A 20,015-nucleotide genomic window follows, 5' to 3' on the forward strand; every position below is an offset into this window, starting at 1 on the left:
CAGCCGCTGAGCTGAGTTCAGGAATGTTCATCTTTGCGGGAGAGGGGGCGCTTCGCGTGTTGGCGGCAGCGTTCAGAACAATATTGCACCTCGTCCCAGCACTTCTCCCATTTTTTACGCCATGTCATTGGCTTATTACAATATTTGCAGAAACGCACCGGCAACGTTTTTTTATTGCCTTTAAATACTTTCATTTTTTCATCCGCTTTTACCGGTTAAGACGACTTGCCCAGATCGCGTAGCCGCCATTCCAGCCACTGATCCAGCTCTGCCTCTGGCAACGGCCTGGCATAAAAATAGTCCTGTTCCTGGTTACTGCCATATTCTGTTAACGCCGTATCCGCCTCCCCATTCTCCACCAGTACGGTGTAATCCAGCTCCTTCAGCATGGTTACAATACTGCGGGAAATGATCCGTGAAGAGGTATCCGAGGAAATATTTCGGATCAAAGATCGATCGATTTTTATTGCATCACGTGGCATACGTCGCAGATAGCTGATATTGCGGTAGCCTGTGACAAAATCATCCAGTGAAATACCAAACCCCCTGAGTTTTAACATTTCCATCCCACTCAGTGCCGCCGGGTTCTCAAGCATACGTTCGGTTTCGAGGCATTCAATGCCGAGCAGGGCATTAGGCAGTTTCTCTTTCAGCATTTTATTTTCCAGCATGGTAGCAAAGCCTTTATGCGAGAAGTCGCGTGCGCTGACATTAATGATTATCGGTAACTGAATATGGCTGTTTTTCAGTCTTGCCAGCCGGCTAATCACGCGATCTGTCATCCAGTTCGTCAGGACGGATAATAACTGCCCCTGTTCAGCCTGTGGGACAAAAAAAGCAGGAGAGAGCTCGCCCCGAGTGGGGTGGCGCCAGCGGATAAGCGCCTCCAGCCCGACAGGCTTACCGCTGTGCAGACAAATTCTGGGCTGCCAGGCCAGCCATAGCCCCTGGCCTTCCCGCAGCGCAGAAGCCAGATCGCTGATCAGCGCAGGATCCTGCGTATGCCGTTCATTGACCACCTCAACAAAATGGAGCGATGACAAACCGCGTGCGATAGCTTCATGCAGCGCGCTGACTGCGCGGCGGAGTATCTCCTGGGCAGCGACCTCCCCTGGAATAAAGTCCGTCTCGCCCGTAAAAATTGTTAGCGCGATAGCAAGACCGTCGCCCAGATCGACGCTAATTCCCTCCAGCTTTTCGATGACCCGCTCAGCGCTGAGGTGGCTGCCCTGACGTGTCAACAGGGCAATACGGCCGGTGGCAACCGTATAAAGCCTGTCACCTGCTGCCAGCCTCAGACGGAGTGGCAGCAGCGTCGCCACATCTTTAAGCAGATTTTCTACCGGCCCCATGCCCATTGAGCGTGCAAGTTCGCAGGCGCGAGGCATATCAATACAGTCAATAATGATTAACCGACGCGACGTCTGATTCTCTGCTGCGGTCAGGTTTTGCAGATCCTGGATAAGGCGCTGACGATTAGGCAGAGCGGTAACCGGATCGGTAAAACTGGCGGAATTTAATGCTTCAAGGAAAGAGATCACCAGGGCAGCCAGCATTCTGAGCGTGGTAATTTGGCTGGCGCTAAAAGGATGGGGCTTCGTGTCGGTTACGCACAGCGTGCCGACCACAATCCCTTCGCTATTTTTTAGCGGCACGCCAGCGTAAAAGCGGATAAACGGCGCCCCGATGACCAGAGAATGAGTGGCAAACCGAATATCGAGCAGGGTATCAGGCACCACAACCGGATTATCGCTGTCTACCACGTGACGACACAGCGACTCTTCGCGAGAAGAGTGTGACAGGGAAAAATTGTGGGAAGCGCGAACGTACTGAGTATCATCATCCAGTACGGAGATAAAGCTACCCGGAATGCCCAGCGTCTGGCTGGAAAGCTGAACAAATTTCCTGAGCACCTCATCCCTGCTTTCATCAGCGCTAAGGAGAGCCTGTAATGCACGGAGACGAGGGCCGTTATTGCTGTCACTGTTTATAATCATTGGGGCCTCAGCGCCAGCCTGACTCTGGTGCAAATTAAGCATTAAAATAAAGCGGGGAAAATATAACGACTTAGAAGTATATTGCCGCAAAAAAATAGATCTACTTTAAATCATAGCCCTGACAGGGGGTGTGTGTCACTTTTAATTTCTTTAATGAAAAAATCACGCCTTATCGATATAACAATTGAATCACAGGTGTCTTTTCCTTTTTTTCTCGGGCAATTGAAAAAAAAGAGATGCCGTTTGATTTAAAATCTGAGGCAGGCGCTTTTGCTCTGGGAAATGCCAGAATTACCGTGATTTTAACATTACCGGCAATAAAATTCATTTTTAACACCGCGACTCCGGCTGGGTAATTTTTCTATTTTTTGTGGGTACATCCGGCAGGCCTTAGGGCACGCTAAGTCAGGCATAGCAGATGCGTACAATAACCAAGGAAAAAGGGAATTTTATCAATCAGGCTAATCAATAACCGGCCAGGCTGGGAGTATAAGGCCAAATTCTGATTACATCGTTATCGTTTTGGGACCAGTGTCGATCCCAGCGACGCCTACGCTGCGGCCAGCAAGGGCCCTGAACGCCAGAGGATTGGCAAAAGATCGGGCATTGTGTTTCGCCGTAAATTCAGAGACTATTCGCGCGCCGTTTTTATCAGATAAGATATCGCCTGCATGATAACTATTTCTCAAATAAAGCATTTTATAAAAAGATTCTGGCCGCGCCCGGTGGTAGTGGCACCCCGCCAGATAATCCTTTCCAGCCTGGGGGCTTTCACCGGTTTGCTGTTCGCCAGCCTGTTCAGCCACTGGACGCTGGGCGAAGTTAACGTCTGGTTTATTGCGCCAATGGGTGCCTCCGCCGTTCTGCTGTTTGCTGCATCTAACAGCCCGCTGGCTCAGCCATGGTCAGTAATAGGTGGTAATTTTGTATCAGCATTAACCGGCCTGACCGTCGCGCACTATATTGAACAGCCCGTGATTGGGGCTGCACTCGCTGCTGGCCTGTCCGTGGTGCTGATGTTTAAGCTGCGCTGTCTTCATCCCCCGGGCGGCGCAATAGCGTTGACTGCAGTGATGGGCAGCCACGCGGCAGGAATGAGTGGCTACCATTTCGCTTTTGTCCCGGTGCTGCTTAATTCAGTCTCGCTGACGTTTGTGGCCATCCTTTTCAATAATCTGATCGGTCGTCGTTACCCGCATACGCTTTCTGCCGCTGAAACCTTGCCAAAACCCGTACAGATGGATGTGGCCATTTCACGGCAGGATCTGCACGAAGCGTTAATGAAAGGGGAGTTCCTTGATATAGATGAAGAGGATCTACAGCAGGTGTTACAACAGGCCGAAAACATTGCGTTAGCTCGCCAGGCAGGAAAAATGGTGATCCACCAGGCTGCTTCAGAAAGAAAAAGCTAAGCATCGGCCATCCTCTTTGTTTGACAGGCTGAGCTGAATTCTCAGGCTGTCACTCCCGCTTCTGCCGCCAGCGTTTTGCCGGCCGTAAACGCCAGCCTGGCCAGATAACGAGCCGCCGGAAAGAGGGCGTTATCATCAACGCGAAATTCAGGATGATGCAGTGGCCAGGGGCCGCCGGAGCCGACCATCACAAAGGCGCCAGGGATCCGCTGCTGATAGAAAGCAAAATCTTCGCCTATCGGGCTGGCCGCAACGGTACGCGCTTCCAGCCCGCTGGCGCTGGCCTGTTCAAGCGCGAAAGCCGCCCAGCGCGCGTCGTTGCTAACCGAAGGCGGCCCCGGCTGCCAGTCCAGGCTGAGTTCTGCATTAAACGAGACGGCCAGGCCGCTAAGCAGCTGGCGCAAGCGGCGTTCGAGCAGGGCGCGGCTTTCGGCGTTAAAGGTGCGCACCGTGCCCTCCAGCCATGCCTCTGCCGGGATCACGTTCCAGGTCGTGCCGCTGTGGATCTGCGTTACGGAAACCACGGCGTTTTGCTCGGAGGGGAGATTGCGGGCGATCAGCGTTTGCAGAGCGGTAATCAGCTGGCCGGCAATCACGATCGGATCGTTGCCTTCATGCGGGCGCGCGGCGTGGCTGCCCGTGCCGGTAATGCGGATGGCGAAACGGTCAACGCCTGCGGTCAGCGCGCCCGCTTTGCAACCCACCACGCCGACCGGCAGGCCTGGGTCGTTGTGCAGGCCGAAAATGACGCTGGCTTTATCCAGCGCGCCGCTCGCCAGTACGGCTGGCGCGCCCTGGCCGGTTTCCTCGGCGGGCTGAAACAGAATACGCACGCTTCCTGCCAGCTGGTCGCACTGTTGCTGCAGCAGGATCGCCGCGCCCAGCACTGCCGAAGCGTGGAAATCATGGCCGCAGGCATGCATCACGCCCGGCGTTTGCGAGCGGAAAGCCAGGTCGGTCTGTTCCTCAATCGGCAAAGCATCGATATCGCCGCGTACCACCACCAGCGGGCCTGGCCGATCGCCGCGAATTTCCGCAACCAGGCCTGTCGCCAGCGGCAGATCCAGCACGGTAATATCGTGGTTAGCCAGCTGCTCGCGCAGATAAGCCGTGGTGGCGACTTCCTGACCCGAAAGTTCAGGGAATCGATGCAGATGGTGGCGTACCTGGTGCAGATAATTTACAAGTTGCGTCATAATGCTCTCCCGGTTAGCCAGCGACTCTGTAGGACGGGACTTCATTTATGGCGTTGCCCCTGGCGCGCCAGGCTGCGGCGCCGCTTATTTAGCGGCTAAAAATGCGCCGCGCCGGCTGAGATAACAGCCGCCCCGTCAGGCTGGCCAGAAAGCCTACCAGCCTTCAGGAGATTGCCATAGTTGGATTCCGGTAAAGCACACTCGCTATTCAGAAAATGCAGACCTCGGCACGATCCGTTTAAAGCGCCGCGTTATCAACGATCTGTCTGTCGCTGATGTTATACAGCGTGGCGGTGGCAGCCAGCACCGACTGCGTCTCCTGGCCCGGCTTATGGGATTCCACATGGGTAATATGGTAACCGACCGCGCCTGCGGCCAGCGCCTTTTGCACCAGCGCGTCGTGGAGATCTTCCAGCGAGGTTGCCCAGCTGACTTCCGTTACGCCGAAAGGCGCGATCGAGGCTTTTTCCCGCTGAGACAGGCCTGAGCGAACCAGCACCGGCTCGATCGATTTCGCTGAAAAAATAGAGAGCACATCCTGAACTAACGCTTTCATAACTTCACTCCTCATTAAGGTTGCCCGTGGCGCACAGTGTTACGCATTTGGATTTATTGTTAATAAAAAGTAAACCTCAGGAGCTATACAACGCCTTTCCGCCACGTTGTATTTAGCTATTGCTGCTAATCAGGCGTGGAGAAATCTTCGTTCACATTTAAAGGCGATCCGCAGGAAGTTATTTGCATTCCATTACATGTGCCAGGGCGGAGAAGGGCTGACGCTGCCGGGGAAGGGGCTGCGCTAACCCTGAGGCGACCCGCTGGCAGGTCTACGCTTTCGGCTTACCCGAAGTGCATCGACTACCAGAGAGAAGGCGGGTGAAGGCTGTTTCCGGCTGGGATAATAGAGGTAGTAGCCGGGAAAAGGCCTGCACCACTGCTCCAGCACACGGATCAACCGTCCCTCTTCAATATGATTGCCGAACTCTTCTTCGGGTAAAAAAGCGATGCCAAGTCCTGCCAGCGCTGCGGCAACAATGTGTTCAGAAGTATTGAAAATAAGCTGGCCGCTGACGCGTACGTTCAAATCGCCGCCGTCCTGATCGAAGTCCCAGACGTATAGCCCGCCAGAGCGAACCATACGCTGGTTAATGCAGGCGTGCTGCGTGAGATCATGAGGCGTTTCGGGAAGAGGGTAACGTGTAAAATACTCCGGCGTTGCCACTGCGGCCATGCGTAGCTCAGGGCCGATGGGTACCGCGATCATATCTTTATCTATGGTATCGCCAAGCCGCACGCCCGCATCGAACCGATCTGTGACAATGTCACGAAATCCGTGATTGGCATCAAATTCGAGGGTGATGTCAGGATACTGGCGCAGCAGCGGCGTCAGCTTTGGCAGTAGCGTACTGTGCAAAACGTTGGGGCCGCAGGTAATGCGAACCGTGCCTGCTGGCTTATCGCGCATCTCGGTAAGCATATCCAGTTCGGCTTCGATTTCATCGATACGGTTACCTATGGTCAGCAGTAAACGCTCGCCGGCCACCGTTGGCGAGACGCTACGGGTCGTACGCGTAAGCAGGCGAATTTGCATACGCTCCTCAAGTGCGGAAATCGCCTGGCTGAGAGCAGGCTGAGTCACGCCCAGTCTCGCGGCGGCGCGGGTAAAGCTCTTTTCACGCGCGACGGTAACAAAATAGAGTAGGTCGTTCAGGTTGCGTTTCATCAGGTGCAGATCTCAATCATTGATAAGCTGTAGTTATAAACCTATTAAGCATTCATTAGCTAGTAATGCTGTGCGCCACCTGTAAAATTTCCTCAGGCCAGCATTGAGAATGAATCAACGCCGCGTTTTTCTGTGCTATTCCCGCGAGTCGTTTTTAATCCTGATGACTATAAAGCGTTTTGGCGATAGCGGCTTGCTTCATGTAAATATTAATAAAAGCTATTGAGGACTCTCCAGTGAGAATATTAACCTTGTTATTAGGGCTGGCAATCAGCTCGTTTGCTGCAACCGGAGCCGATATGTCTGACGGCGCAGATAACTTTTATAAAAGCGATAAGGTTACCCGTCAAAAGGTGATTTTTAAAAATCAGTATCAAATGAACGTGGTCGGTAATTTATTTATGCCGAAAGGGATGAAGCAGGCAAGTAAAAATCCGGCTATCGTTATTGGTCATCCTATGGGCGCGGTAAAAGAACAAAGCTCAACTCTTTACGCCCAAAAACTGGCGGAGCAGGGATTCGTCACGCTGGCGATAGACCTCTCTTTTTGGGGCGAAAGCGAGGGGAAACCCGGCCATCTGATTTCTCCGGAAATCTATTCGGATGATTTTAGCGCCGCCGTCGATTATTTAAGTACGCAACCCTATATTAATGCAGAAAAAATTGGCGTGCTGGGGATTTGCGGCAGCGGCAGCTTTGTTATCAACGCGGCCAAAATAGACCCGCGTATGAAGGCCATCGCGACGGTCAGCATGTATGACATGGGGGCCGCTTTCCGTAATGGATTGCAGCATGCCGTAACGCCTGAACAGCGCCAGGCATTTATCAAAACGGCAACGGAACAGCGTCTTGCTGAATTTAAAGGCGGAGAAACGGTCTATATTCCAGGTACGGTGAACAAGCTTGACGATACAACGTCTGCTATTCAACGGGAATTCTTCGATTTCTACCGCACATCACGCGGTGGTTATACGCCGGAGGGCGAGAAAGAAGCGCTGACGACAAAACCGATGCTGAGCAGCATCGGAAAGTTTATGAACTTCTATCCGTCCAATGATATTGACACCATTTCGCCACGTCCGATGCTGTTTATTACCGGCGATAAAGCGCATTCCAAAGAATTTAGCGAAGATGCCTACCAGCGAGCCGGACAACCGAAAGAATTATATATCGTACCGGGCGCGGGCCATGTCGATCTGTATGACCGTACCGATCTTATCCCATTTGCTAAGCTGACCTCATTCTTTAAAAATGCCTTAAAATAATATCTGAAGCCGCATCCTGAAGGGTGCGGCCAGGCATCCCGCTAAGGTTAACCGCTAATTCAGCGCTAAAATCCGTAACACGTTATCGTAACGCATTGAAAATTATAATAAAAATATCTTTATTTTGTTTTTATCCTGTGCCAGCATTTGCCTGAATTTTCATCATAACGGCACAGGATGGCCCCAATGCAAAACAGTACGCCTACACCGCACGACGCAATCTTTAAAACGTTTCTGTCCAACACGCTCCACGCTCAGGATTTTCTGGAGCTGCATCTGCCTGAGGAACTGCGTGAAATCTGCGATCTGGACACGCTCAGGCTGGAGTCGGGCAGCTTTGTTGAAGACGATCTGCGAGCCTGCTACAGCGATATCCTTTACTCACTTAAAACCACCCGTGGCGACGGCTACGCCTATATATTAATCGAACATCAAAGCTCGCCAGACAGAATGATGCCTTTTCGTCTGCTTCGCTACGCTATTGCGGCCATGCAGCGGCATATGGACGCCGGTCATAAAATGTTGCCGCTGGTAATACCGGTGCTGTTTTACCAGGGCGGCCGCTCGCCTTATCCTTACAGCATGAGCTGGCTGGATCTCTTTAGTGAACCCAGGCTGGCAGCAAAACTCTACGGCGGCCGTTTTCCGCTGGTGGATATTACCGTTATCCCGGATGATGAAATTTTAAAGCACCGCCGGGTGGCGCTGCTGACGCTGCTGCAAAAACATATTCGCATTCGCGACCTGCATGATTTGTTTAATGAAATAACCCAGCTGATGCAGAGCGACGAACTGAGCGGACAACAGCAGGCCGCACTGATAAACTATATGATTCAGGCAGGAGAGACGCCCGATGTAAAAGGATTTCTCCACGAACTGGCACAGGCACTGCCGCAGCATAAGGATGAACTGATGACCATAGCAAAAAGACTTGAAGAGATGGGCAGGGAACAGGGATTACAGGTGGGACTCGAACAGGGACTTGAACAAGGCCGCAGTCTGGGACATCAGGACGGCGAGCGCGAAGCCAGCCTGAAAATCGCCCGCACCATGCTGGAAAAAGGATTCGATCGCGCAGCCGTGATGGAAGTGACCGGACTGTCAGAGGACGATCTTCGGCAAATTAAGCACTAACTTTCCTGCTTCCAGCTCCGCCGCCGGCAGCTTACCGGCGGCGTTGTACTGTTCAGACAATAATAAACTCGCGATAGCCCGAAATAATCACGTAAACCGCGAAATAGCTGAAGATTATGGCAGAGGCCATATAGGAATATTTCAGCAGACGAGCACCCAGCAGCCTGCCGCCGAAGCTGCCTACCAGACATAAAACGCAGGTCCAGAAGACGCCCGCCAGGAAAAAACCGCTCAGAAACCAGCCCGAATCCGTTGTGCTGTGCTGCCCCATACGAGAAATCAGCGCGCCGCCGACGGTTGCGAACCACAGGATTGCCGTGGGGGAGGACATAGCCAGCAGCACGCCGCGGCCAAACTCGTTGCGTAGCGGCCTGGCCTGCTGCGGCTCGTCAGTACGCAGTTCACCCTGACGACGAAACGCGGCCAGCGCCATTTTCAGCGCGAACCACAGCAGCATCGCGCCGCCGCCAATCCACAGTACCCAGCGCACCGCGGCAAACTGTAACAGCACCGTCATACCGGCCAGCGCCAGCAGCGCGTACGCCAGGTCGCCCACACAGGTGCCGATCCCAAGCCAGAAGCCATGAAAATAGCCGCGCTGCATGGCCAGCGTGATCATAGCGATATTGGCGATGCCGATATCCAGGCAGAGCGACAGGCTGAGAAAAAAACCGCTGGAAAATTGCATCACGAAAGCGTTCCTTATAGCCGATCCGCGGCCGTCATCAGACGGTGTAAAGCATGATTGCTCAACAGAAACAAAGTATCCTGGTTATTCATAGCGTTAAAAGGAAAAGTTGCGCCGCGAAGGAAAGTCAATCAACCCTGCTTAAGCGCACGTTTCAGCGCGGAGAAGATGGCAGGATCATTACACTGTGAGACATTAAAGCGCAAAAAATCCGCTGCCGAACCGGATTGACTGAACGCGTTACCGGGCGCCAGCACGACGCCTTCTTTTAAGCAGGCGCGTGACGCCCGTGCGGCATCGGCACCTTCAGGTAGACGGCACCAGAGGAACATACCGGCCTGTGGCGTATGCCAGGGCAGGATATCCAGCGCCGCCAGCTTTTCCAGCGTGGTTTGCATCGCTACCGCCAGCCGTAACCGTACCGATTCCATATGGCGTCGATAGCCGCTGCCTGTCAGCGCGCTGTGCAGCAGCATTGAGGCAAGCTGACCGCCGCCGAAGCTGGTAGCAATTTTCAAATCGACAAGGCTGTCCGTCCAGTCTCGCCGGGCGACAATATAGCCGCAGCGCACCGCCGCCGAAACCGTTTTGGAAAAGCTGCCGATTTGAATAACGTTATGTAAACCGTCATACGCCGCCAGTCTTGGCGCGGGATGGGTTTCAAAATCGGCAAAGATATCATCTTCCACAATAATCAGCCCGGCCGCTTCCGCAAGCTTAAGCATCTGATGGGCAACCACTGGCGTAAGCGATACGCCAGTAGGATTATGGATACCTGCATTAGTGATATAAAGCCGGGGAGCGTGGTTTTGCAGGATTTGGGCAAACGCCGTCAGATCTGGCCCCTGCGGCGTGAACGGCACGCCGACGATCTTTACCGGGTGAGCGCGAAGCAGCGCGTGAAAATTGAAATAGCAGGGATCGTCAACCAGCACGCAGTCTCCCGGCTGGAGTAAAAAACGGCAGATCAAATCTACGGCCTGGGTGCCTGATTCGGTCAGCATGATCTGATCTGCCGTCGCGGTAATCCCCGTTTTCGCCAGCTTGCGGCCTAAAAACTGGCGTAGCTCTGCGTGCCCATAGGGCGAGGCGTAGTCGGTCAGTAGCGCGCTCTGCGCTCGTGCCGCCATGCGCATCGCTTTGCGTACGCCTTCTTCGTACAGCCATGAGGGTGGCAGCCAGCCGCAGCCGGGCTTAAGCAGCTGTGGATCCGCCTCCAGCGCCTGGCGCGATATCCATAAAGGATCGATATCGCGCTCTTTATCGGCCGTCAGCTGCGTTAAATCAAGCGGAGCCGCCGGGCCTGATACAAAAAAACCGGCGCCGGGCCGGGCCGCAATGAGGTTTTCAGCGGCCAGCCGTTCATAAGCTTCCACTACGGTAGAAACCGACACGCCAGAAAGGCGCGCCTGCTGGCGCACGGAGGGCAAGCGCGCGCCGGGAAGATAAGCGCGGGCGGCTATCTGTTTGCGCACCTGCTCCATTACCGAAGCGATACGTGTCTGGCTACGCGGCATGGCGTTCCTCACGCCTGTACTGCATTCACAGCCAGTACAGTTCAGATTAATTGTACTGGATTGTATCTGGCGTAAGCGATCCTGCCAATGCTTAACTGAGCGAAGTCCAACGGGAGAAAGCATGAAAAATAAAGCGAACGGCTGGCTTAGCGGGCTGGCGGGTGTGGTGATTTTTGCCGGATCGCTACCGGCAACGCGGCTGGCGGTGGCGGACTTCACGCCGCTGTTTTTAACTTCTGCGCGCGCCAGCCTTGCGGCGGTGGCGGCACTGCTGCTGCTGGCGCTCGGTCGTCAACGAATGCCGCAGCGTGCGGATCTGTTTTCGCTTATGGTGGTTGCTATGGGCGTAGTGATAGGTTTTCCGCTGCTGACGGCTTTTGCGCTGCAGGACGTTTCCGCCGCTCATTCGCTTATGTACCTTGGGCTGTTGCCGCTCTGTACTGCCGCCTTTGGCGTGGTTCGCGGCGAGCGCAGGCCGCAGCCCGCTTTCTGGCTATTTTCGCTGGCTGGCGGCGCTGTTGTGGCGAGCTACGCGCTGGCCGCTAAAGAAAGTCATGCTTCATGGCAGGATTTACTGACCATAGCGGCCGTGATCGTCTGCGGCGCGGGCTATGCGGAAGGCGCTCGTGTGGCGCGCGGACTGGGCGGTTGGCAAACTATTGCCTGGGCGTTAGCACTGGCTCTTCCGGTAGCGCTGCCCATTGCTGCGCTGACCTGGCCAGCTTCGTTCCAGGCGGTGACGTTTTCCGCATGGATGGGATTAGGCTACGTCTCGCTGTTCAGCATGCTGATCGGCTTTATTTTTTGGTATCACGGCCTGGCGAAGGGCGGCACGGCGGCGATAGGGCAGCTGCAGCTGCTGCAACCTTTTATCGGCTTTGGTTTTGCGGCACTGTTTCTGCACGAAAGCATCAGCGGCGTAATGCTGGCATGCGCTTTGGCCGCGCTGGGCTGCGTGGCGGGCGCAAAAAAATTTGCCTGAGGGTGAACGAACCGGCGGCATGGGCTGCCGGTTCGCAGGCCGAAGGTTAATCGTTTTCGAGTTTTTCCGGCCAGGCCACGACAGGGAAAGCGTTCAGCGTGGACGGCGCGAACAGCGCGCCCTGGAAGTTGCAAATGCCTGCCGACTCCAACCACATCCACTCTTCGGGCTTGTTAACGCCTTCGGCAATCACGGCGATCTGCAAAGAGGAGCAAAATTTCAAAATCGCCTGCACGATAGCCTGTTTCGGGCCGCTTTTATGCACGTCGGCAATGATGTTGCGATCGATTTTGATTTTGTCAGGCTGAAACTGGGTCAGCAGCACCAGCCCGGCAGAACCGGCGCCAAAGCCATCAATCGCCAGGCTGATACCGGAAGCCTTGAGTTTTTTAATCGCCGCCTCGAATTCGTCCGCGCGGAATACCGTGCCGTTCTCCGTGACCTCAACAACGATTTGCTCAGGCACCAGCCCGTTAGCATGGATCGCCTCCAGCAGGAAATCGACCGCATCCGGCACAATCGCCAGCGACATCGGCAGCAGGTTGATCGACAGCGTCAGGCCATTAATGCCCAGCTGCTTCGCCATCGCAAAAACGTGCTGTTTGGATTTAAGATCGACGCTATACCTTTCACTGCGCGGCAGCCCGGCGAGATAATCGGCCGCCGACATGCCCGACGTTGGGCGCATAACGGCCTCAAGCGACACGATCTGGCGGGAAAGCGGATCGATAATCGGCTGAAAAGCGAAGCTGTAGTCGGCCGTGGCCGAGGGAACGGCCTCGCGGGGCAGCGCTTCCTCGCGATCGACAACGAACTCCCAGGAGTCGCCCGGCGGGATCTCAAAATAGTTTTCCCGTTCGGTGGCGTCGACAAACACGCGCAGGAACTGCAATGCGCGATCGTCGTAAGTCAGCTGATACTTAGAGGTGCCTTTATCGAGCACGGCCTGCAGCACGTTTTCCGGGTCGTATTCACGCAGGTCGAACAGTTCCATGCCGACATTGCCAAAACGTCTGGCGGGCGCGTAATCGCGCATCAGTTCTACCAGATTATGGTGCCGGGGATCGTTGCAGATCTCCTCATAGATAGCGGTCACAGCGTCCTCCGGGCCCTCCAGCACCTGGAAAAAGTGGGTGCCGTTGAACAATAAAATGCCCGTCACGCTGTGTGATTCGTTGACCTGATTGGCTTGTTCGGCCAGTTTCCCCAACGTCTTATACGCGACGTCATCGGAAATATGGCTACGATAGATGATGGTTGACAGCATGGGGGCTTCCAGATTTTTCGCTATTTTATGCATACCTTACCAGATGCCTTTGCGGTGTTGTCCAGCGCAATTTGAAATCGATTAAAATTCAGCTTGTGGCGTCAGCCCGCGAGCTTACTGGATTTCGACGACGTAGTCGTTAACCGGCGTAATTTTTTTAATCAGCCCATGGTTAAAAAGAAAAGTTTCATACTGCCGATAGCGCTGGCGATCCAGGCGGGCCGGGTCGCGGGCAAACAGCGGCAGCGTTTTTACCCATGCCTGTCTGTTCAGCCCGGTGTTCAGCTCAGGATGCAATTTAGCGAATGCCCGCCAGCTTTCTTCAGGATGGGCCTGCAAGTAGTCGTTGCCCTGCTTGAGCGCTATCAGGAACTTTTTGATAGCGGGTTTGTTCAGGCTATCGCGATTCGCCACCAGAATTAGCTCATCATAGGCCGGCACGCCGTAGTCCTCGACGTTGAACACCACGGGATCTTTGCCCTGAAGCTTCACTTCCAGCGCTTCAATATTACGGTAGCCGCCGATGACCGCATCAACTTTGCCGGTCAGCAACGCGCTGGTCAGCTGAAAATTGACGTTAACCAGCTTAACGTCGCTGAGTTGCCGCTGGTCGTGCTGCAGCATAGCGGCGAGCGTGGCCTGTTCGATGCCGCTGACGGAATACCCCACCGTTTTCCCTTGCAGGTCTGCCGGAGAATGCACGCTTTTATCAAGCGTAATCAGCGTGTTGAGTGGGGAATCAATCAGCGTGCCGACGCGTACCAGCGGTAAGCCCTGGTCGGCAAAAAAGTGCAGCTGTGGCTGATAGGTCACCGCCAGATCCACCTTACCGGCCGCGACCAGACGTGGCGGCAACGCCGGATCGGAAGGCGGAATAATCGTCACATCCAGCCCCTGAGCCTTAAACGCGCCAGTCTGCTGCGCCACCATAATCGGCGCGTGATCGGGATTAACATACCAGTCCAGCATCAGCGTCAGCTTTTGCGCCGCGCTGGTGAAAGGAGATAACGTTGCTACCACCAGCCCACAAACTAAAGCTTTTTTCATTATCTTGTCCTTACGGTGATTAACGCTCCGGCGACCAGCGGATCAGGCGGCGCAGCAGGATATCGGTACTCAGCCAGAGCGCAATCGTCATGGCTACCAGCACAAACAGGGCGGCGAAGCAGAGATCGCTCTGCATTCGCGCGTTAGCATTCAGCATTACAAACCCCAATCCTTCGGCGGAGCCCACCCATTCGCCGACAATCGCACCAATGGGCGCGACGGCGACCGCCATCCGCAGCCCTGAGCCAAAGGCCGGCAGCGCCGCCATCAGCCGCACATGCCGCAGCTGCGAAGCGGAAGAGGCACCCATCGTGCGCGCCAGATCCAGATAGTCCTGTTCGACCCGCCGTAAGCCATCAAAAAAAGCGGAGGCAACCGGGAAAAAAATCACCAGGATCGCCATCACAATTTTGGCGCTGATGCCGAAGCCAAACCAGAGCACCAGCAGCGGCGCCAGCGCAAACACGGGGATCGCCTGGCTGGTCAATACCAGCGGCATCAGCCAGCGTTGCAGGCCGGGCGAAAAGGTCATCAGCAGCGCCAGCAGGGCGCCGAGCAGCACGCCCGCGATAAGCCCGCCGGCGATTTCAGTAGCGGTAATAAGCGTGTGGTAAGCGAGATAGCCAGCGTTATCCCGCATAGCCGCAGCCACGGCGATGGGCGAGGGCAACAGAAAAGCCGGGATGCTGCCAGGCGTGGCCAGCTGCCACAGCGCCATCAGCCCGACAAATACCGTGACGCCACGGCGTATCGTTGCTGCATTCATGCCATGTCCTCTGTCAGCTGGCGCATAAGCTGCGCCTGGCTACGCAATAAATTGGGATCGTCGGGCGCTCGCGGCGGCTGACCAGCCAGCTCAGGAAGCTCGCTAAGCCCGGCAGCAGAAAGGATCAGCAGGCGATGACTGAGGCGACAGGCTTCTACTGGATCGTGCGTAATCAGCAGCACGGTGCAGTCGGCCAGCAGCTCTGCGGCCAGCGCCTGAATTTGGGCGCGGGTAATGGCATCAAGAGCGGAAAAGGGTTCATCCATTAGCACAATGGGCCGTCGCTCGTACAAGGTCCGGGCGAGCGCGACACGCTGACGCATCCCGCCCGACAGCGTGGTGGGCAGCGCGCCGGCATTGCCAGCCAGGCCCACGCGTTCAAGCAGATGTTCTGCCCATTGTCTGTCAGCTTTCTCGCCGCGTAAACGCGCACCCAGCGCGACATTATCGATCGCGCTAAGCCACGGATAGAGCAGATCCCGCTGTCCCATCCAGGCGATGCGTCCGGCAACCGGCAGCCCATCGCTACCCAGCACCGATCCTGTCGAGGGTGCAAGCAGCCCCGCAATGATCTTCAGCAGGCTGCTTTTACCGACGCCGCTGGGGCCAAGCAGAGAAGTAAAGCGGCCACCTGCCAGCGTAAAGCTCAGCTGCTTAAATAACGTACGATCGCTAAAATGCAGGCTGACCGCCTTCACCTCTATACCCGGCGTCATCGCGCTTCCGGCGTAGCACAGGCAGCATCAAGCCCCATCTGCCAGAATGCCGTTTCCAGCCGTGTCGCGGTGGCGAATATTCCCGCCAGCGCCTCAAAGCGGCTCGCGCCGCCGCGCTGGGCGGCCAGGTTTTCAAACAGCGTCAGCGAAGCCTGCACGCCGCTCAGGTAAAGCGGAGCGCCATAGTTTTCAATCCACGGCGCGTAGGGATTGCCGGTCAATACGGTTTGCGTATCGTTCAGCAAGCCGACGCCGATCTCGGCATAGCCAGCCACGCAGGGCATCAGGGCGGTCAACAGATCGAGCGCGTCGCCCGCGTGACCAATATCCAGCACATAGCGGGTATAATTTAGCGTTTCTGGCGCCTCGGTTTCCGCCGCCATCGCCTTCCCGGTCAGGCCCCACTGCGCGCAGTAGCGCACGTGGAGCGGCAGTTCGTCGACGATGGCGTTCAGCGAGCGGATTGCCGCACGCATCTCCGGCAGCGTTTGAAATTTGCTGACCAGCAGCGCGTAGGCGCGGGCAAAATGGATAAGGAACAGATAGTCCTGGATAAGGTAACGGCGAAAAGCCGACGCAGGCAGGGTGCCGTCAGCCAGCTGGCGAACAAAAGGGTGATGGATATAGTGCAGCCAGCGATCGCCGGTCTGTTGACGCAGCCGTCCGTAGAAACCGTCAAACACGGAACCTCCTCAATACTTGAGATCCGGTCAGGCGCGGGAACGTGCGTTATCTGGCTCAGCCGTCCCTTCGCTGGCATGACCCAGATCAGGTTCAAAGGGTTCGGCTTGCGCCATCTCAGCCCGTAACAGGACACCCCTCGGTGCGTATTGTTATACGGTATTTACTTTCTGTTTACAATGCGCAGGCTCAGCACCATTGTGGATTCAGGTCGCTGGCCTCTATGGGTTATTAATAGCGCCATTCGGTAACATTCTGAAAGCAAAAAACCGGTCGGAAGCCGCATGCTGTTCTAAGCTAAAAACTGGTTTGTAATGTGATGCGGAGTCGTATGAAACAACAAAATAAGACTATTGGAATAGCGCCTTACGGTGGTTCAGCGGGGGGGTGGGGAGCGTTAAAGGCCGTTGCCGACGCGATCCGCGGCCAGATGTCGGTCAAACAGGACGTGATCGCGTTGTTTAAAGTCAACCAGCCGCAGGGCTTCGATTGTCCCGGCTGCGCGTGGCCCGATCCTCAGCACGGTTCCTCCTTTGAATTTTGCGAAAATGGCGCCAAGGCCGTTTCCTGGGAAGCCACCAGCAAGCGCACCACGCCGGAATTTTTCTCTGCCCATACCGTCAGTGAGCTTTGGCAACGCAACGCTTTTGAGCTGGAAGGCGAAGGCCGTCTGACTCACCCGATGAAATACGATGCGGCCACCGATACCTATCAGCCTATAGAATGGGAAACCGCCTTCCGTGAAATCGGCGAAAAGCTGCAAAGCTACGAAGATCCGGATAGCGTGGAGTTCTATACCTCAGGCCGCGCTTCTAACGAAGCAGCGTTTCTCTGGCAGCTGTTCGCGCGCGAATACGGCACTAATAATTTCCCGGATTGCTCTAATATGTGCCATGAGCCGACCAGCGTCGGCCTGCCGCAGTCCATCGGCATAGGCAAAGGCACCATCGAACTGGAAGATTTCGATCACTGCGATCTGGTGCTGTGTATCGGCCATAACCCCGGCACTAATCATCCACGCATGCTGGGTACGCTACGTGAAGTCTCCAAACGCGGCGCAACCATCGTGGCGATCAATCCGCTGCGGGAAAGAGGGCTTGAACGCTTTACCTCTCCGCAAAGCCCGGTAGAAATGCTGTCGCTCAGCTCCACCACGCTCGCTTCTACCTATTACAAAGTGCGCGTTGGCGGCGATGCCGCCATGCTGAAAGGCGTGATGAAGTGTCTGCTGGTGATGCACGAGCGGGCGCTGGCGGCCGGAGAGCCCGGCGTGCTGGACGAAAGCTTTATCAGCGAACATACCGAAGGTTTTGACGCCCTGAAGGCGGACCTGGATGCCACCGACTGGCCGCATATTCTGAAAGTCTCCGGTATGACGTTTGAAGAGATCCAGAATATTGCCCACCTGTATGCCAAAGCAGAAAGAACCATTATCTGTTACGGCATGGGTATCACCCAGCACCAGTACGGCACGCAAAATGTACAGCAAATCGCTAACCTGCTGTTGATGCGTGGCAATATCGGCAAGAAAGGCGCGGGCATCTGCCCACTGCGCGGCCACTCTAACGTACAGGGCGATCGTACCGTCGGCATTACTGAAATCCCGCCGCAGTCGCTGCTGGACAACCTGGAAAAAGTGTTTGGCTTTAAGCCGCCGCAGAAACATGGACACGGTGCGGTGCAGGCTATTCAGGCGATCCGCGACGGCCACTCCAAAGCACTGCTTTGCCTGGGCGGCAACCTGGCGGAGGCGATCTCCGATCCGCAGCAAACCTTCGAGGCGATGCGCAAGCTGGATCTGGTGGTGCATATGGCGACCAAGCTGAACCGCTCGCATCTGCTGTTGGGCAAACATAACTATCTGCTGCCGGTGCTTGGCCGAACCGAAATCGACAGGCAGGCATCGGGCGAGCAGAGCGTGACCGTGGAAGATTCCATGTCGATGGTGCACGCCTCGCGCGGCTCGCTGAAGCCCGCTTCGGAATGGCTGAAGTCGGAGCCGGCCATCGTAGCGGGTCTGGCGAAAGCCACGCTGCCCAACACTAAGGTGAACTGGGACAGAATGATCGGCGACTACAGCTTTATCCGCCAGGCTATCGAAGCCGTTTTCCCGGCCTTTGAGGATTTTAACCGCAAGATCCTACAGCCGGGCGGCTTCCGTCTTTACAACGCCGCGTCGGAACGCAAATGGCTGACGCCGTCGGGTAAAGCGCAGTTTAAGATCATGCAGGGCATTAACGAGGATCCGCGTTCGCTGAAGTGCCACGATTTGGTGCTGACGACGCTGCGCAGTCACGATCAGTACAACACCACGCTGTACGGGCTGAACGATCGCTATCGCGGCGTGACGGGAAGGCGGGACGTGCTGTTTATCTCGGCAGATGAGGCAGAAAAACGCCGCCTGCGGGTCGGCGACAAGGTGCATATGGTGGCGCTCGATCCGGACGGCAAGCAGACCTCGCGACGCCTGGATAATCTGACGATAGTGGTTTACGACATGGCGCCTGGCTCGGTCGCGGCCTACTATCCGGAAGCCAACGTGCTGGTGCCGCTGGACAGCTTCGATACCGAAAGCGGTATTCCGGCTTATAAAAGCATTCCTGTCGCGCTGGAGCACGCAGAAGCGACCGAAACGTCGGGCACGCTGCGCTAAAAATGGGAAGGAGGGGGCGACCTCTCCTTTTCTTCCTGACCCCGCAAAAATAAACGTAATGGCTTTAAAATTGCTTCAGCTGAGCGTACCCTGAGCACGCAATCCTTTCTCCTGCGAGGTTACTGAGCTTCCCGAATATCCGCAGTAATAAAACGAGTAATCAGCACAGAGTAATAAAGAACATAACTCGGATAAAATCGCATAGATATCAAAACGGGAAATTACGGATAGCCTTTCGGAAAACTGACCTAAGTTGAGGTCAATAACATGTTAAAACCTCCTGATACTTTAATGGATAAATAGCGATATTAAGGAAATAAAATGCGACAGAGGATAATCGTATGTCCTGTGATTCAAAACGAAGGTGAGTATTTGCTTTGTAAAATGGCTGCGGATCGTGGTGTTTTTCCGGGGCAGTGGGCCTTGCCTGGTGGAGGGATGGAGGCGGGCGAAACACTGGAAGAAGCCCTGAGGCGCGAAATAAATGAAGAGTTAGGCGAGGAGCTATGCATCACAGATATTCAGCCCTGGACTTTTCGTGATGACATCCGAACCAAAACGTACCCGGATGGCAAAACTGAAGAAATTTATATGATTTATCTTATATTTGACTGCATCAGTACTAATCGAAATATTACTTTTAACGAGGAGTTTCAGGAAATCGCATGGGTCCCCCCTGAAACCTTAAAAGCTATGGATCTGAATGAAGCGACTCGTATCACATTTGCCCACAAGGGGCTTATTTAGCGGCCTGCCCGGCCGCTAGCCCGGTTTATTAGGATGTGAGCCCCCTTATTTTTGATTAAAATCAAAATTATCTGTTAAATATTTCCTTAACTAAAATTTTTACTTTCGCTTGCTTCACAAACTGATTTTTCACCACTACTTTTTCTTTCAACAGGCTTTCTTAATTTCCCGATAGCCTGTGCTACAGGCGCTTTTGCGCGCAGACGTAGGGATAGTGTCTCTTT

Annotated in this window: 19 protein-coding genes and 1 riboswitch; of the genes, 6 read left to right on the plus strand and 13 right to left on the minus strand. The window is 55.0% G+C overall.

Annotation, left to right across the window (positions count from 1 at the left end; genetic code table 11):
• Positions 1-17: 17 nt before the first annotated feature.
• The 3 genes from ACVWZ0_RS11275 to ACVWZ0_RS11285 all read right to left on the minus strand — a co-directional run bounded on the left by ACVWZ0_RS11275 (position 18) and on the right by ACVWZ0_RS11285 (position 2,334).
• A complete protein-coding gene (locus ACVWZ0_RS11275; RefSeq protein WP_253454153.1) occupies positions 18-194 on the minus strand; it encodes a DUF2256 domain-containing protein in 177 nt (58 codons plus the stop codon).
• Between the two features lie 21 nt (positions 195-215).
• Positions 216-1,997 carry an EAL domain-containing protein gene (locus tag ACVWZ0_RS11280; protein ID WP_253454151.1) on the minus strand — a complete coding sequence of 594 codons (1,782 nt, stop codon included), beginning with the start codon at positions 1,995-1,997 and terminating at the stop codon, positions 216-218.
• Between the two features lie 169 nt (positions 1,998-2,166).
• Positions 2,167-2,334 carry a hypothetical protein gene (locus ACVWZ0_RS11285; protein ID WP_253454150.1) on the minus strand — a complete coding sequence of 56 codons (168 nt, stop codon included), beginning with the start codon at positions 2,332-2,334 and terminating at the stop codon, positions 2,167-2,169.
• A 334-nt stretch (positions 2,335-2,668) separates the two neighbouring features.
• Here ACVWZ0_RS11285 and ACVWZ0_RS11290 point away from each other — a divergent pair, with 334 nt between their 5' ends.
• Entirely contained in the window at positions 2,669-3,409 is a 741-nt protein-coding gene (locus ACVWZ0_RS11290) for an HPP family protein (RefSeq protein WP_253454148.1), read from the plus strand.
• 41 nt (positions 3,410-3,450) lie between these two features.
• On the opposite strand, the gene ACVWZ0_RS11295 is transcribed toward ACVWZ0_RS11290, so the two are convergent.
• The 3 genes from ACVWZ0_RS11295 to ACVWZ0_RS11305 form a co-directional block, all read right to left on the minus strand.
• Positions 3,451-4,605, minus strand: coding sequence for an amidohydrolase (locus tag ACVWZ0_RS11295; protein ID WP_253454146.1), 1,155 nt, complete (start codon positions 4,603-4,605; stop codon positions 3,451-3,453).
• Between the two features lie 238 nt (positions 4,606-4,843).
• Entirely contained in the window at positions 4,844-5,161 is a 318-nt protein-coding gene (locus tag ACVWZ0_RS11300; RefSeq protein ID WP_253454144.1) for a YdgH/BhsA/McbA family protein, read from the minus strand.
• Positions 5,162-5,404: 243 nt separating this feature from the next.
• Positions 5,405-6,328 carry a LysR family transcriptional regulator gene (locus ACVWZ0_RS11305; protein ID WP_253454142.1) on the minus strand — a complete coding sequence of 308 codons (924 nt, stop codon included), beginning with the start codon at positions 6,326-6,328 and terminating at the stop codon, positions 5,405-5,407.
• A gap of 299 nt (positions 6,329-6,627) precedes the next feature.
• On the opposite strand from ACVWZ0_RS11305, the gene ACVWZ0_RS11310 reads away from it, so the two are divergent.
• Positions 6,628-7,593, plus strand: a complete 966-nt coding sequence (locus ACVWZ0_RS11310) for an alpha/beta hydrolase (RefSeq protein WP_301289473.1) — start codon at positions 6,628-6,630, stop codon at positions 7,591-7,593.
• 186 nt (positions 7,594-7,779) lie between these two features.
• Positions 7,780-8,727: an Rpn family recombination-promoting nuclease/putative transposase gene (locus tag ACVWZ0_RS11315; RefSeq protein WP_253454138.1), complete on the plus strand. Its 948-nt coding sequence runs from the start codon at positions 7,780-7,782 to the stop codon at positions 8,725-8,727.
• Positions 8,728-8,779: 52 nt separating this feature from the next.
• Here ACVWZ0_RS11315 and ACVWZ0_RS11320 read toward each other — a convergent pair whose 3' ends face one another.
• A complete protein-coding gene (locus ACVWZ0_RS11320) occupies positions 8,780-9,418 on the minus strand; it encodes a LysE family transporter (RefSeq protein ID WP_253454136.1) in 639 nt (212 codons plus the stop codon).
• Positions 9,419-9,546: 128 nt separating this feature from the next.
• On the minus strand, positions 9,547-10,932 hold the full coding sequence (locus tag ACVWZ0_RS11325) for an aminotransferase-like domain-containing protein (RefSeq protein ID WP_253454134.1): 1,386 nt from the start codon (positions 10,930-10,932) through the stop codon (positions 9,547-9,549).
• 121 nt (positions 10,933-11,053) lie between these two features.
• Here ACVWZ0_RS11325 and ACVWZ0_RS11330 point away from each other — a divergent pair, with 121 nt between their 5' ends.
• Positions 11,054-11,914 carry a DMT family transporter gene (locus ACVWZ0_RS11330; RefSeq protein WP_253454132.1) on the plus strand — a complete coding sequence of 287 codons (861 nt, stop codon included), beginning with the start codon at positions 11,054-11,056 and terminating at the stop codon, positions 11,912-11,914.
• Positions 11,915-11,960: 46 nt separating this feature from the next.
• On the opposite strand, the gene ACVWZ0_RS11335 is transcribed toward ACVWZ0_RS11330, so the two are convergent.
• The 5 genes from ACVWZ0_RS11335 to ACVWZ0_RS11355 all read right to left on the minus strand — a co-directional run bounded on the left by ACVWZ0_RS11335 (position 11,961) and on the right by ACVWZ0_RS11355 (position 16,393).
• Positions 11,961-13,181, minus strand: coding sequence for a diguanylate phosphodiesterase (locus ACVWZ0_RS11335; protein WP_253454130.1), 1,221 nt, complete (start codon positions 13,179-13,181; stop codon positions 11,961-11,963).
• A gap of 114 nt (positions 13,182-13,295) precedes the next feature.
• A complete protein-coding gene (locus tag ACVWZ0_RS11340) occupies positions 13,296-14,228 on the minus strand; it encodes an ABC transporter substrate-binding protein (protein ID WP_253454128.1) in 933 nt (310 codons plus the stop codon).
• A 19-nt stretch (positions 14,229-14,247) separates the two neighbouring features.
• Positions 14,248-14,994 (minus strand): ABC transporter permease, encoded by a 747-nt coding sequence (locus tag ACVWZ0_RS11345; protein ID WP_253454127.1) that lies wholly within the window; start codon positions 14,992-14,994, stop codon positions 14,248-14,250.
• On the minus strand, positions 14,991-15,710 hold the full coding sequence (locus tag ACVWZ0_RS11350) for an ABC transporter ATP-binding protein (protein ID WP_253454125.1): 720 nt from the start codon (positions 15,708-15,710) through the stop codon (positions 14,991-14,993). The genes ACVWZ0_RS11345 and ACVWZ0_RS11350 overlap by 4 nt, the downstream gene beginning before the upstream one ends.
• Positions 15,707-16,393: a TenA family protein gene (locus ACVWZ0_RS11355; RefSeq protein WP_253454123.1), complete on the minus strand. Its 687-nt coding sequence runs from the start codon at positions 16,391-16,393 to the stop codon at positions 15,707-15,709. The genes ACVWZ0_RS11350 and ACVWZ0_RS11355 overlap by 4 nt, the downstream gene beginning before the upstream one ends.
• Positions 16,394-16,438: 45 nt before the next feature.
• Positions 16,439-16,541, minus strand: a riboswitch (TPP riboswitch).
• Between the two features lie 181 nt (positions 16,542-16,722).
• On the opposite strand from ACVWZ0_RS11355, the gene ACVWZ0_RS11360 reads away from it, so the two are divergent.
• Both ACVWZ0_RS11360 and nudI read left to right on the plus strand, forming a co-directional pair.
• Positions 16,723-19,044 (plus strand): FdhF/YdeP family oxidoreductase, encoded by a 2,322-nt coding sequence (locus ACVWZ0_RS11360; RefSeq protein ID WP_253454121.1) that lies wholly within the window; start codon positions 16,723-16,725, stop codon positions 19,042-19,044.
• 321 nt (positions 19,045-19,365) lie between these two features.
• Positions 19,366-19,791: a nucleoside triphosphatase NudI gene (gene nudI / locus ACVWZ0_RS11365; RefSeq protein ID WP_253454119.1), complete on the plus strand. Its 426-nt coding sequence runs from the start codon at positions 19,366-19,368 to the stop codon at positions 19,789-19,791.
• Positions 19,792-20,015: the final 224 nt, after the last annotated feature.

Source organism: Erwinia sp. TECH1, assembly GCF_054057575.1.

What these genes read in the sequence shown, in the direction of transcription:
- ACVWZ0_RS11275 (WP_253454153.1), bottom strand. Translation starts at nt 194, where the DNA reads ATGAAAGTATTTAAAGGCAATAAAAAAACGTTGCCGGTGCGTTTCTGC.
- ACVWZ0_RS11280 (WP_253454151.1), bottom strand. Translation starts at nt 1,997, where the DNA reads ATGATTATAAACAGTGACAGCAATAACGGCCCTCGTCTCCGTGCATTA.
- ACVWZ0_RS11290 (WP_253454148.1), top strand. Translation starts at nt 2,669, where the DNA reads ATGATAACTATTTCTCAAATAAAGCATTTTATAAAAAGATTCTGGCCG.
- ACVWZ0_RS11295 (WP_253454146.1), bottom strand. Translation starts at nt 4,605, where the DNA reads ATGACGCAACTTGTAAATTATCTGCACCAGGTACGCCACCATCTGCAT.
- ACVWZ0_RS11300 (WP_253454144.1), bottom strand. Translation starts at nt 5,161, where the DNA reads ATGAAAGCGTTAGTTCAGGATGTGCTCTCTATTTTTTCAGCGAAATCG.
- ACVWZ0_RS11305 (WP_253454142.1), bottom strand. Translation starts at nt 6,328, where the DNA reads ATGAAACGCAACCTGAACGACCTACTCTATTTTGTTACCGTCGCGCGT.
- ACVWZ0_RS11310 (WP_301289473.1), top strand. Translation starts at nt 6,628, where the DNA reads ATGTCTGACGGCGCAGATAACTTTTATAAAAGCGATAAGGTTACCCGT.
- ACVWZ0_RS11315 (WP_253454138.1), top strand. Translation starts at nt 7,780, where the DNA reads ATGCAAAACAGTACGCCTACACCGCACGACGCAATCTTTAAAACGTTT.
- ACVWZ0_RS11325 (WP_253454134.1), bottom strand. Translation starts at nt 10,932, where the DNA reads ATGCCGCGTAGCCAGACACGTATCGCTTCGGTAATGGAGCAGGTGCGC.
- ACVWZ0_RS11330 (WP_253454132.1), top strand. Translation starts at nt 11,054, where the DNA reads ATGAAAAATAAAGCGAACGGCTGGCTTAGCGGGCTGGCGGGTGTGGTG.
- ACVWZ0_RS11335 (WP_253454130.1), bottom strand. Translation starts at nt 13,181, where the DNA reads ATGCTGTCAACCATCATCTATCGTAGCCATATTTCCGATGACGTCGCG.
- ACVWZ0_RS11340 (WP_253454128.1), bottom strand. Translation starts at nt 14,228, where the DNA reads ATGAAAAAAGCTTTAGTTTGTGGGCTGGTGGTAGCAACGTTATCTCCT.
- ACVWZ0_RS11345 (WP_253454127.1), bottom strand. Translation starts at nt 14,994, where the DNA reads ATGAATGCAGCAACGATACGCCGTGGCGTCACGGTATTTGTCGGGCTG.
- ACVWZ0_RS11350 (WP_253454125.1), bottom strand. Translation starts at nt 15,710, where the DNA reads ATGACGCCGGGTATAGAGGTGAAGGCGGTCAGCCTGCATTTTAGCGAT.
- ACVWZ0_RS11360 (WP_253454121.1), top strand. Translation starts at nt 16,723, where the DNA reads ATGAAACAACAAAATAAGACTATTGGAATAGCGCCTTACGGTGGTTCA.
- nudI (WP_253454119.1), top strand. Translation starts at nt 19,366, where the DNA reads ATGCGACAGAGGATAATCGTATGTCCTGTGATTCAAAACGAAGGTGAG.